Below are 12,768 nucleotides of genomic sequence, written 5' to 3'. Positions count from 1 at the left end.
TTAAACCCCCTCAGCCACGAACTTAGCGATAATATCGCCCATTTCGTTGGTGCCGATTGCTTTGCCATCACCTGCCAAATCAGCGGTGCGATAACCTTGTTCCAATGCCTGATTGATGGCATTTTCGATAGCGGCGGCCGCGTCGTCTTTACCTAAGCTAAAGCGCAACAACAGGGCTAAAGACAGAATTTGCGCGATGGGGTTGGCAATGTTTTTGCCTGCAATATCCGGTGCAGAACCGCCAGCGGGTTCGTATAAGCCAAAGCCTTGTTCGTTCAGACTGGCAGAGGGCAACATGCCCATAGAACCGGTAATCATGGCGCACTCATCTGACAAAATGTCGCCAAACAAGTTAGAACACAGCAATACGTCAAACTGGGATGGATCTTTAATTAACTGCATGGTGGCGTTATCAATATACATATGGGACAACGCCACATCTGGATAGTCCGCCGCAATGGCGGTAACGACTTCACGCCACAGAATGGAACTTTGCAAAACATTGGCTTTATCAATAGAAGTAACTTTGCCACCGCGTTTGCGAGCGGACTCAAAAGCAATGCGAGCAATACGTTCAATTTCAAAGCGATGGTAAACTTCGGTATCAAATGCACGCTCGTGCATACCCTGGCCTTCACGACCTTTTGGTTGACCGAAATAGATACCGCCGGTTAATTCGCGCACACACAAAATATCGAAACCTTTCGCTGCGATATCACTGCGTAATGGGCAGAAATCTTCTAATCCCTGATACAAACGTGCAGGACGCAAGTTACTGAATAATTTAAAGTGTTTGCGTAATGGTAACAGTGCACCGCGTTCAGGTTGTTCAGCCGGTGGTAAATGTTCCCATTTTGGGCCGCCCACCGAGCCGAATAAAATGGCGTCTGCTTGTTCGCATCCGCTCACTGTTGCTGGCGGTAAGGGGCTGCCATGACGGTCGATAGCTGCGCCACCGACATCATAAGCGCTGGTTGAAATCTTGATGCCGAAACGCTGGCGCACGGCATCCAATACTTTATTTGCTTGAGCCATTACTTCAGGGCCAATACCGTCTCCGGGCAAAACGGCAATATGATAAGTCTTAGTCATGTTCACACCATTTCCTGATTATTTTGTTGCAGACGCTGCTTCTCGATTTCTACCTGATGAGCGCGCCAGATGTTATTTAATACGTGAACCAACGCCTTGGCAGATGACTCGACAATATCTGTAGCCAGCCCCACACCGTGGAAGCGGCGACCTTTATGGTCAACAACAATATCAACCTGACCTAATGCGTCTTTACCCTGACCATTGGCAGACAGTTGATATTTCACCAGTTCAATGGGGTAGTCGGTAATGCGGTTAATGGCTTGATACACTGCGTCGACCGGGCCATTACCTGTGGCGGCTTCTGATTTGATTTCTTCACCACATACTAATTTGACTGATGCGGTCGCCATCACACTAGAACCTGATTGCACACTGAAATAATCCAAGCGGTAATGCTCTGGCTCTTCTTGCTGCTTATTGATGAATGCCAAAGCTTCCAAGTCGTAATCAAAGACCTGACCTTTCTTATCAGCCAGTTTCAGGAATGCGTCGTACAAGGAATCCAAATTGTAGTCTTTATCCTGATAACCCATTTCTTCCATACGGTGCTTCACGGCTGCACGACCCGAGCGCGAAGTCAGGTTTAACTGTACTTCTTTCAAGCCGATGGACTGTGGGGTCATGATTTCGTAGTTTTCGCGATTTTTCAGCACACCATCTTGATGAATACCGGAGGAGTGAGCGAATGCATTACTACCGACAATAGCTTTGTTTGCGGGTATTGGCATATTGCATAATTTACTGACCAATTGGCTGGTACGGTAAATTTCTTGATGATTAATATTGGTATGCACGCCCAGCATGTTTTCGCGCACTTTAATGGCCATGATCACTTCTTCCAGTGAACAGTTACCTGCGCGCTCACCCAAACCATTAATAGTGCCTTCGACCTGGCGCGCCCCGGCTTGCACCGCGGTAATGGAGTTGGCAACCGACATGCCCAAATCGTCATGGCAATGGACAGATATAATGGCTTTATCAATATTAGGTACGCGTTTATACAAGTCAGTGATAATTCCACCGAACTGATACGGTGTGGTGTAGCCGACGGTATCAGGAATATTGATGGTAGTCGCGCCCGCATTGATAGCGGCTTCTACGATACGGCACAAGTTGTCAATTGGGGTACGACCAGCATCTTCGCAAGAGAATTCTACGTCATCAGTATAGTTGCGGGCGCGTTTCACTGAATGTACCGCCATCGCCAACACATCATCAAACGAGCGCTTTAACTTGGATTCTATATGTAAGGTAGAGGTCGCCAAAAATACGTGGATACGGAATGCTTCGGCAATACGTAAAGCTTCAGCGGCAACATCTATATCCTTATCAACACAGCGAGCTAAGGCACAAACCCGGCTATTTTTTACTTGCTGCGCGATAGTACGAACTGATTCAAAATCGCCCGGAGAGGAGACCGGGAAACCGACTTCCATGACATCAACACCCATCCTTTCCAGTGCTAACGCGATTTGCAGCTTCTCTTTAACGCTCAAACTGGCTTGTAATGCTTGTTCACCGTCGCGCAATGTTGTATCGAAAATAATGACTTGTTGGCTCATGGGTTATTCCTTGTCGTGTTTACTTTTGCGCTTAGCGGGTAAAAAAAAACCCGCGCATTTGCGCGGGTTTGTTAATCTTGATGACTGAATCAGTTCTGATTTCCGTCCACCAACATACCGCGCAAGAGAGATGCGTTGAGTAGTAGGCCTAGTAGACGGGTTGAGTAGAACATAATTTTTCAGTTTCTCATTAGTTAAAATATTGCGTTGCATAAATTGATACGTGAATTCTATGGTTATGTCAACATTTGTTTAAAATGGCGTGTTCAACTGGTTACACGGATTGTAAATTCCTTATAACGACATATAAAACCTAAAAGTTAAATTTTTAAGTTTTATCATCTAAAAATCCAAGTGATGTTTTTAACTTTGTTTGGTATAACGTTAAAATTATGGATTATTGTTCTCTTTACGATTTTATGAACAGATGGGCTATTTACTCTCAGCCTATGGTCTGTTAAAAACCGCGTTAGGGAATAGGAGACACTGGCAAGTGTTGAACGTAATAGGTTAGCAATCAAATAATCCAACGGAAGGGGATCTTATTTTTTATTTATATAGATAAAAGGTTAATATCTATTATATTTTATCTTATCACTTGGATTTGTTCATTTTTCTTATATTTTAAGACTGTTTATATTAATTATAACTAGATCAATATCAAAACCTCCCGGTACTATTGTTTTTTTAAGATAAATTAAGGATTAATAAGTTATAAGTGGAGAATTTATTATTCATTAATGCCATAGTTGTTAATGTTCTCATTTTGTGATGTGGTCATGTCAAGGTTATATTTTATATGCTGACAAGACGTTGTCTTGATATTGATAATGTAGATTGGTTTTATTCACCATGCAAAATATTTCGCATGTTTTTATTGTTTATATGTATACCTACGGATATTTATTGATCACCAAATGCATTAGGTGTGATTTATGTTTTCACACTTATACAAGGATGAGACTCGATTCTACCTCGTCGAGGTATTAAAGAGAATATTGGTATCATTAATGATAAGTGTTCAAAGATATTTTAAAAGAGAGACAAATATCTATGAGGTTATTTATTAATCATGCCATCTGCATAAAGCTTAGTGGAGTTAAGCATGTTTGAACACAACTTAGTAATCGACAGTCAAGTCACTAAAAAGGAAGGTAACGATGTTCATTTACGCAGTGTTGACCTTAATCTATTAACTGTTTTCGATGCTGTGATGCAAATGCACAATGTCACGCGCGCAGCACAGTCACTGGGAATGTCCCAACCTGCGGTAAGTAATGCTGTTGCTCGCCTTAAAGTGATGTTTAATGATGAATTGTTCGTGCGTTATGGTCGAGGTATTCAGCCAACTGCCAGAGCGCGGCAGCTTTTCGGCCCGGTGAGACAAGCACTGCAATTAGTACAAAATGAGTTACCAGGTGCGGGGTTTGAAGCTAAAAATAGTGGGAGAGTATTTAATTTATCTATTTGCAGTCCTCTGGATATCAGGTTAATAGCACCGATTATACAACGAGTTAATCAATTAGCACCTAATGTTCAGCTCCTTGTTAGATCTTATCTTAATGAGAATATTGAGCATCAATTACGTTATCAAGAAACTGAGTTTGTGATAGGTTATACCAAATTCGAACGTTCCGATTTTCACCATGTATCATTATCCAATGATGAATTAGTTTTAGCTGTATCTAAAAATCATCCACGTATTGATAATTCAATTACGCAAGAACAACTCCTTTCTGAATCACATGCGATTGTCTCATTGGATAAAGTGGGTTCTTTCAGTCAGCTTTATTATGAATCAGCGATTAGCACCAAAACTATTGCTTATGAAAGTACTGATATGAACAGCGTGCTAAATATTGTATCTCAAACTAGCTTTGTCGCCATTGCTCCTCGCTGGTTGGTTCAAACATACAGTGAGGCGCTTAATTTGAAGCTGATTTCCTTACCTTGGGAAGAAACATGTCGCCCATGTTACCTTACTTGGCATGAATCAACGGATAGAGATAAAGGACATCAGTGGATGAAAGAACTACTCAACCAACTTAGTATTCCTTCTTAATTATTATCGTTAAGTCCTGCTGCTGAAGTTATCTTATTCTCAGTGGCAGGCAAGGGCAGTCGTTACCTTTAACATCATTATTTCTGGTGTTTAATTATGATCCCATCCCGTCAAATACTTTTATCTGCTTTAATTCCCTCTCCATTACCTTGACTGTTGTTTTTTTCGTCAAAATCGATTTCAGCTCACATTTCTGTGCCGAATTTTATTTGCCATAGCTTATAGAGTGAGTAGACTGCGCGAAAAAAAGTGAACGCATGTAAGCTGAAAGCTGACAGGCAAAAAGTGGCGGTACACTTTAACGAATGATTTCCCAGCGAGCTGCGATTTTTATGACCCAAATATTAGATCAATACCACCTTGTGCGCCGTTTGCGCCAACAAATAAGCCAGAGAACCGACAACGTCGCCTTTCGTGAATGGTCGCCACAAGGCGAAAGTCAGCTGACCTGGCGGCAGATTGATACGCACGTAACGCGGATCTCTGCGGCTTTATTGTCTTTGGGCGTTGCCATTCAAGAGCGTATTGGGATTTTTGCTAATAACAGCATGGCCTGGTCATTGGCGGATTTAGCTATTTTACAGATTCGTGGTGTGAGTGTGCCGTTGTACGCTACCAATACAACGGCTCAAGCGGCTTACGTAGTGAATGATGCTGATGTGCGTATTGTGTTTGTCGGTGGACAAGCACAATTTGACGTTGCGATCACACTTAAGCCGCTCTGTCCACAGCTTAGCCATATTGTTGTATTAGATCCTGATGTTGATTTACGTGGTTGTGAATATGCTCAACATTTGGCTGATTTTGAACAACAGCCAGATGCGGTACAACAGCATCTATTAACCGCGCGTATAGAAGGTTGCGATTTAAGTGACTTATTCACATTGATCTATACCTCAGGTACCACGGGGGAACCGAAAGGTGTGATGCTGGAGTACCGAAATATGGCGGCTCAACTCTACTTACATGACCAACGTTTGACCCTGACATCTGACGATACTTCTCTTAGCTTCTTGCCGCTGTCCCATGTGTTTGAGCGGGCCTGGAGTTTTTATGTCATGCATACTGGCGCACAAAATGTGTATATCAGTGATACTAATTGGGTACGCGCAGCGATGCAGGCAGTAAAACCGACAGTCATGTGTGCGGTTCCCCGTTTCTACGAGAAAGTATTCAGTGCCATCAATGACAAAGTTGCTCTGGCGAAATGGCATCGCCAAATGCTATTCCGCTGGGCGGTAGGGTGTGGCGAGCGCAAATTCCAAAACTTGCAAAGTGGGCAAACCTCCTCGTGGCTTTCTGAGCAGCTGTATAAGTTGGCCGATGGTTTGGTATTGAGTAAATTACGCGGTGTTCTGGGTGGGAAAGTTCGTTTTTTACCGGCTGCAGGGGCTCGATTGGATGATAATATCATTCTGTTTTTCCAAGCAATGGGTATTAATATCAAGTACGGCTATGGGATGACAGAGACTTGCGCCACCGTGTCTTGTTGGGAAGAAAAAGATTTCCGTTTTGGCTCTATCGGTAAGCCATTACCGGGGATCGAGGTGCGTCTGGGCGCCGAAAATGAAATTCAGGTGCGCGGCCCGATTGTGATGCGCGGCTATTTTAATAAACCCCAAGAGACAGCGGAGTCTTTTACGGAAGATGGATGGCTCAAAACAGGTGATGCCGGCGCATTAGACCCACAGGGGAATTTATTCATTACTGAACGGCTGAAAGATTTGATGAAAACCTCCGGTGGAAAATATATTGCACCGCAGATGATCGAAGGCACCTTGGGTCAGGATCGATTTATCGAGCAGATTGCTATTATTGCCGATACCCGCAAATTTGTTTCGGCGCTGATTGTTCCGTGTTTCGAGTCACTGGAAGAATATGCTCATTCGATAAACCTGAAATACCACGACAGATTAGAACTGTTGCGCCATAGCCATATCGTCAGTTTGTTCGAGCAACGACTGAAAGATATGCAAAAAGAGCTGGCAAAGTTTGAACAAGTTAAGCGTTTTACTCTGTTACCGCAGGCCTTTACCATGGAAACGGGTGAATTGACTCCTACCATGAAATTACGGCGTAAAATCATTCTCCAGCGTTATCAGAATGAAATTGACTCCATGTACCGCGACTGACTCAGCATTACCTTCACTGTAACGGCCGATATCTGTTTAATGATAGCGGTCGTTGCTGACTTTCTGACCAAGCGTCTCTCTCCCTTCTCTTTGTGCGCAGTAACTATTTTACTGTAGCTAATCTGCAAAAATTCCCAACCTGATTTAGTTCTTTGATTAATGAATAAGTCGGCGTGAAAAACAAGTTTGTGGGAGATCAGGCAGTGTTTTGTTTTTCTGATGAAGATAAATCCAGTTTGTGACCAACACAATTGCCTTTAACGCAGATAATTGCTGTTTGCCTGCCAGAAATTCTGACGTTATGTTAATAAGTTAGTTATGTTAATAAACATTAGAACTATAACAAACAAAGATAGGAATACAGGGCGTTGTGCCTTTCCTACCGGATTTCGTGGAAATGATTTCCCGTTATCCAATGAGCAAACTAAGCCTGGAGGCAAAACCCATGGAGATGTTGTCAGGAGCCGAGATGGTTGTCCGATCGTTAATCGATCAGGGCGTTAAGCATGTATTCGGTTATCCCGGCGGGGCCGTACTTGATATTTACGATGCCCTGCACACGGTCGGAGGCATTGATCACGTGCTGGTGCGCCACGAACAAGGTGCGGTTCATATGGCCGATGGCTATGCGCGTGCCACAGGTGAGGTCGGTGTCGTGCTAGTCACATCAGGGCCCGGTGCGACCAATGCTATAACCGGCATTGCAACGGCGTATATGGATTCAGTGCCGATGGTAGTGCTTTCTGGCCAGGTGCCTAGCTCATTGATTGGCTTTGATGCTTTCCAGGAGTGTGACATGGTGGGGATCTCCCGGCCAGTCGTCAAACACAGTTTCCTGGTCAAACGTACTGAAGATATTCCAACCGTATTGAAAAAAGCATTCTATCTGGCATCGACAGGCCGCCCTGGCCCGGTAGTTATTGATCTACCAAAAGATATCGTCGGCCCAGCGGTGAAAATGCCTTATGCCTACCCTGAACAAGTCAGCTTGCGTTCTTATAATCCGACGGTGCAAGGCCATCGCGGGCAGATTAAACGCGCACTGCAAACCATTCTAGCGGCGAAGCGGCCTATCATGTATGTCGGCGGCGGGGCCATTAACTCAGCTTGCCATGAAGAGTTACTGACCTTGGCTGAAAAGCTTAATTTGCCGGTCACTAGCTCTCTGATGGGATTAGGTAGTTTCCCTGGGACTCATCGCCAAAGTGTAGGTATGTTGGGGATGCACGGGACGTTTGAGGCCAACATGGCGATGCACAATACGGATCTGATTTTTGCCGTTGGTGTGCGCTTTGATGATCGTACCACCAATAATCTGGCGAAATATTGCCCGAATGCTGCTGTGGTTCACATTGATATAGACCCGACGTCCATATCAAAAACCGTGGAAGCTGATATTCCGATTGTTGGCGATGCCAAACAAGTTCTGACGCAAATGTTGGATTTATTGCCTCAAATTGATTGCGCACAAGACTTCGATAGTTTGCGTGATTGGTGGCAATCCATTGAACAATGGCGTGCCCGTGACTGCCTGAGTTACAGCCGCGATAGTGGAAAAATCAAGCCGCAGGCGGTGATTGAAACACTACATCGCCTGACCAAAGGCGATGCCTATGTCACCTCCGATGTGGGCCAGCACCAAATGTTTGCCGCGCTTTACTATCCATTTGATAAGCCACGGCATTGGATCAACTCAGGTGGTCTGGGCACCATGGGCTTTGGTTTGCCAGCGGCCCTTGGGGTGAAATTGGCGCTACCGGATGAAACTGTGGTATGTGTCACCGGTGATGGCAGTATCCAAATGAATATTCAGGAATTATCTACCGCTCTGCAATACAACTTACCGGTATTGGTCTTGAACCTGAACAACCGCTATCTCGGCATGGTGAAGCAGTGGCAGGATATGATCTATTCTGGCCGACATTCACAATCTTACATGGATTCGCTACCTGATTTCGTCAAATTGGCTGAAGCATATGGTCATATTGGTGTTTCTATCCGCACGCCTGATGAGTTGGAAAGTAAACTGGCCGATGCTTTGACACAATTATCCGAGACTAATCGCCTGGTATTTGTGGATGTAACTGTCGATGAAACAGAACATGTTTACCCGATGCAGATTCGTGGCGGTGGCATGGACGAAATGTGGCTTAGTAAAACGGAGAGGACATAATTATGCGCCGCCGGATTTTATCAGTTTTGCTGGAAAACGAATCAGGTGCTTTATCAAGAGTGGTGGGTCTGTTTTCTCAGCGCGGTTATAACATTGAAAGTTTGACGGTTGCACCTACCGATGATCCTACATTGTCAAGAATGACTATCCAAACTGTAGGTGATGCCAAGGTTCTGGAACAGATTGAAAAACAACTGCATAAATTGGTTGATGTGTTGCGTGTGAGTGAGCTGGTTTCTGGTTCACATGTTGAGCGCGAAATCATGTTGGTGAAATTGCAGGCCAGCGGTTACGGGCGTGAAGAAGTGAAGCGCTGTGCTGAAATCTTCCGAGGTCAGATTGTGGATGTTACCGCGACGCTCTACACCGTGCAGCTTGCTGGTACCAGTGACAAATTGGATGCATTTTTAAATGCGGTGCGTGAAGTGGCAGAAATTGTTGAAGTTGCTCGCTCCGGTATTGTCGGTGTTTCCCGTGGTGACAAGATCATGCGTTAATTTAATTATGGTGATTAATACCGACTAATCTCCAATTATCAGGCTCAGCCAGTAGGCTGGGCTTTTTTTTTCTTATTTTTTAACCGGAATAGCGTTATATGGCGGTTAAAGCGGTTGCTCAATGGTGAGTTCTGCTGTTAGATCATATCCACGATTAAACTATGTCTATAGACTTCTTAGTCTAATCTACAACTTCACTTTACAGGGTATAAGGGGTCTATGTGAAACTGGATGAAATCGCGCGCCTTGCGGGCGTTTCGCGTACTACGGCCAGTTATGTCATTAATGGCAAAGCGAAACAGTACCGAGTCAGCGATAAAACAGTCGACAAAGTTATGGCAGTTGTCAGGGAACATAATTATCACCCAAATGCTGTTGCGGCCGGGTTGCGCGCGGGCAGAACCCGTTCGATCGGATTGGTTATCCCTGATTTGGAGAATACTAGCTATACCCGTATCGCGAATTATTTGGAACGTCAGGCTCGCCAGCGGGGTTATCAGCTCCTGATCGCTTGTTCTGAAGACCAACCTGATAATGAAATGCGTTGTATCGAGCACTTGTTACAGCGCCAGGTTGACGCCATTATCGTTTCTACCGCTCTGCCACCTGAGCACCCTTTTTACCAGCGCTGGGCCAATGATCCATTACCGATAATCGCACTCGATCGTGCGCTTGATCGGGAACATTTCATTAGTGTTGTCGGTGCAGATCAAGAAGATGCACAGATGTTGGCACAAGAACTGCGTTCATTCCCGGCTGAATCCATATTATATCTGGGGGCGTTGCCAGAATTGTCGGTCAGTTTCCTGCGGGAGATGGGGTTCCGTGAGGCGTGGAAAGATGATCCGCGTAAGGTCGATTATCTGTATGCCAACAGTTACGAGCGCGAAGCTGCTGGTACGCTGTTTGCGCAGTGGCTGAAGACCCATCCCATGCCGCAAGCGCTATTTACTACCTCATTCCAGCTATTGCAGGGTGTTATGGATGTCACTTTAAAACAAAGTGGACGCCTACCCAGTAACCTTACTATTGCTACTTTTGGCGATAATGAGTTGTTGGATTTCCTCGAATGCCCAGTATTGGCAGTAGCACAACGTCACCGCGATGTGGCTGAACGTGTGCTGGAGTTAGTCTTAGCTAGCCTGGATGAACCGCATAAGCCAAAACCGGGGTTAACTCGCATTCGCCGCAATTTATTCCGCCGCGGTAGCTTAAGCCGCAAATAGTCTACGCTTTAGCAAATCAGGGCTCATCCGAGGCCCTGATTATTGTTTGCTTGTGTCATTCATGCCACTTATACCTAATAGATTTCAAAACGCAGGAAGGCGGCAAGCAAGGAAATTCCGATGTGCTTACTGAAGTCAAGTGATTCGGGTGCATGAGCGCGACCAACACACCTGCAAGTTGAAATATACAGATATATTAGACATACCCTGCGACTCGAAACAGCTTACGGCAATACTCCAAAAAATAGCCATAAGCTACACCCATAGCCATTGAGACCAAGGCGTTACTCGTGACTGCCGTGGTTATCTGTTCTAAATCCGCACCAACAGACCACAGAATTAAGGCATAAACTGGCGACTGGAAGCTGACATAAGCCAGTAAGTCGGCAAGGTTCCTCGCCCACATATGTTCGCCTGCATGGCGACGTGCAAAACGGATGCACGCATCACGATATACGCCGTAGGGCCAGGCAATCAGAATGTTGACGGGAATTGAAACCAGTCGGGAAGAGAGTGACTGCTGGAATGTCATTCCAGAGATCACTATTTCAATTATCATGCCGATGACAAAACAATACACCACAAGTGCAAAAGTATCGGCTGCGGCACTACGCAGACGGGACCCAGTTGAAAACATTGTCATTAACTCCCTAATTGGGGGAAAATTCTGTCGAAACCTCCATTGCTGAAATTAATGGCAGGTTTTATGTATTGCTCATTATTTAAATTGCAGGTTATTGTATTGTTATTTTGCTTTTTGTGTAGTTTACAGTGCTGACATTGGTAATATAACTAGCTTAAAATTTTTGTTTTTAACATTTGCCTGATTTTTATACTTAGTACTGCGAAGAATTGGGCTTTTCGTGGTTTTTTAAATGGCGTCATATGTGTTTTCTTTTTAAAAACATATAGTTATTTTTTTAGGCGGTTGGCAGAGAAACATTGGGTGTCAGGAGGAGAATTTAAAACGAACCAAAGAAAGAAAATTAATTTACAGTCTTTTCCTAATTTAGGATTTATCTGTCTGAAGGTATTCATATTTCATCAATACCTAAAAATAGGCGCTAATAATTTATTTCAAAATAGATTAATCCTTATCGATTAATTGAAGTAAAATGTCTGTCGAGAAACACTTGGTGTTATCAAGGGTATTATTGTCTTACCGTTGGTTTTGCTGCTCATAGCAAGACTTTTTCTTAGGAAAGGCCAGCCGCCGCGGGTTTTGCACTCAAAGTGTGTAATTTTAAACCGTACGATTTTTATACTAAAAATGAGACATTCCTTGCAGAAGGAAATAATGCGTCAATTAATTGACAATTTATTATTTATTTAAGTTGCCGGAATTATTGGCGGAAAAATAGCCCGTTTATCATGACGTTAATTTCTATTCCAACCGCGAAAATAGCCCCTTATACGAGATATATCTCAAAAACGACCCATAAATATTGTCAAAGCGCATCCGCTCTGGCTTGACAAGGTTTTCATACCATCCGTAAACTCTTTAATGTGGGGATTTGTGGGATAAAGTGGCGAATTGGGTCATGAAGGGGTAACTCAGTCATGTTTCGTGGGGCAACGATGGTTAACCTCGACAGCAAAGGGCGGCTTGCCGTACCTACCCGTTACCGGGATTTGCTGAATGAGGAATCGCAAGGCCAGATGGTCTGTACCATAGACCTTCACCAACCATGCCTGTTGCTTTATACACTCCCTGCATGGGAAATCATTGAACAAAAATTATCCCGACTGTCGAGCATGAACCCAGCTGAACGTCGAGTTCAGCGTTTGCTGTTAGGTCATGCCAGTGAATGTCAGATGGACGGCGCTGGGCGCTTACTGATTGCAGGAACATTGCGTCAGCACGCCGGGCTGAATAAAGAAGTGATGCTGGTTGGGCAGTTCAACAAGTTTGAGCTGTGGGATGAACAGACCTGGTATCAACAAGTCAAGGATGACATCGACGCAGAACAGTCTACTCAGGAACCTCTATCTGAGCGGCTACAGGACTTATCGCTATAAGC

9 protein-coding genes are annotated in these 12,768 nt (G+C 44.4%); 6 read left to right on the top strand and 3 right to left on the bottom strand.

Annotated elements, in window-relative coordinates:
* Positions 1–1,092 (bottom strand): 3-isopropylmalate dehydrogenase, encoded by a 1,092-nt coding sequence (gene leuB / locus ACF3VQ_RS17425; protein ID WP_046695445.1) that lies wholly within the window; start codon positions 1,090–1,092, stop codon positions 1–3.
* A gap of 2 nt (positions 1,093–1,094) precedes the next feature.
* A complete protein-coding gene (leuA, locus tag ACF3VQ_RS17420) occupies positions 1,095–2,657 on the bottom strand; it encodes a 2-isopropylmalate synthase (protein ID WP_392432310.1) in 1,563 nt (520 codons plus the stop codon).
* Between the two features lie 1,105 nt (positions 2,658–3,762).
* Between leuA and leuO the strand changes: the two genes are divergently transcribed.
* The 5 genes from leuO (at position 3,763) to cra (ending at position 10,747) form a co-directional block, all read left to right on the top strand.
* Complete coding sequence (gene leuO / locus ACF3VQ_RS17415) at positions 3,763–4,719, top strand: transcriptional regulator LeuO (RefSeq protein ID WP_392432309.1); 957 nt, start codon at positions 3,763–3,765, stop codon at positions 4,717–4,719.
* A gap of 332 nt (positions 4,720–5,051) precedes the next feature.
* Positions 5,052–6,851 (top strand): AMP-dependent synthetase/ligase, encoded by a 1,800-nt coding sequence (locus tag ACF3VQ_RS17410; protein ID WP_392432308.1) that lies wholly within the window; start codon positions 5,052–5,054, stop codon positions 6,849–6,851.
* A gap of 445 nt (positions 6,852–7,296) precedes the next feature.
* On the top strand, positions 7,297–9,024 hold the full coding sequence (gene ilvI / locus ACF3VQ_RS17405) for an acetolactate synthase 3 large subunit (protein WP_392432307.1): 1,728 nt from the start codon (positions 7,297–7,299) through the stop codon (positions 9,022–9,024).
* Positions 9,025–9,026: 2 nt separating this feature from the next.
* Positions 9,027–9,521: an acetolactate synthase small subunit gene (gene ilvN, locus ACF3VQ_RS17400; protein WP_004388986.1), complete on the top strand. Its 495-nt coding sequence runs from the start codon at positions 9,027–9,029 to the stop codon at positions 9,519–9,521.
* A 221-nt stretch (positions 9,522–9,742) separates the two neighbouring features.
* Positions 9,743–10,747 (top strand): catabolite repressor/activator, encoded by a 1,005-nt coding sequence (gene cra / locus ACF3VQ_RS17395; protein WP_392432306.1) that lies wholly within the window; start codon positions 9,743–9,745, stop codon positions 10,745–10,747.
* A gap of 196 nt (positions 10,748–10,943) precedes the next feature.
* Here cra and ACF3VQ_RS17390 read toward each other — a convergent pair whose 3' ends face one another.
* Positions 10,944–11,384 (bottom strand): L-alanine exporter AlaE, encoded by a 441-nt coding sequence (locus ACF3VQ_RS17390; RefSeq protein ID WP_392432305.1) that lies wholly within the window; start codon positions 11,382–11,384, stop codon positions 10,944–10,946.
* Positions 11,385–12,307: 923 nt separating this feature from the next.
* Between ACF3VQ_RS17390 and mraZ the strand changes: the two genes are divergently transcribed.
* Complete coding sequence (gene mraZ / locus ACF3VQ_RS17385; protein WP_050095375.1) at positions 12,308–12,766, top strand: division/cell wall cluster transcriptional repressor MraZ; 459 nt, start codon at positions 12,308–12,310, stop codon at positions 12,764–12,766.
* Positions 12,767–12,768: the final 2 nt, after the last annotated feature.

The organism is Yersinia fenwicki (assembly GCF_043099325.1).
Lineage (GTDB): Bacteria > Pseudomonadota > Gammaproteobacteria > Enterobacterales > Enterobacteriaceae > Yersinia.
Note: the sequence above shows the minus strand (reverse complement) of the source record. Positions and strands in the feature narration are given on the sequence as shown.

Bases quoted from the DNA above. Each gene is read 5' to 3' on its own strand.
- leuB (WP_046695445.1), bottom strand. From the start codon at position 1,092: ATGACTAAGACTTATCATATTGCCGTTTTGCCCGGAGACGGTATTGGC.
- leuA (WP_392432310.1), bottom strand. From the start codon at position 2,657: ATGAGCCAACAAGTCATTATTTTCGATACAACATTGCGCGACGGTGAA.
- leuO (WP_392432309.1), top strand. From the start codon at position 3,763: ATGTTTGAACACAACTTAGTAATCGACAGTCAAGTCACTAAAAAGGAA.
- ACF3VQ_RS17410 (WP_392432308.1), top strand. From the start codon at position 5,052: ATGACCCAAATATTAGATCAATACCACCTTGTGCGCCGTTTGCGCCAA.
- ilvI (WP_392432307.1), top strand. From the start codon at position 7,297: ATGGAGATGTTGTCAGGAGCCGAGATGGTTGTCCGATCGTTAATCGAT.
- ilvN (WP_004388986.1), top strand. From the start codon at position 9,027: ATGCGCCGCCGGATTTTATCAGTTTTGCTGGAAAACGAATCAGGTGCT.
- ACF3VQ_RS17390 (WP_392432305.1), bottom strand. From the start codon at position 11,384: ATGTTTTCAACTGGGTCCCGTCTGCGTAGTGCCGCAGCCGATACTTTT.
- mraZ (WP_050095375.1), top strand. From the start codon at position 12,308: ATGTTTCGTGGGGCAACGATGGTTAACCTCGACAGCAAAGGGCGGCTT.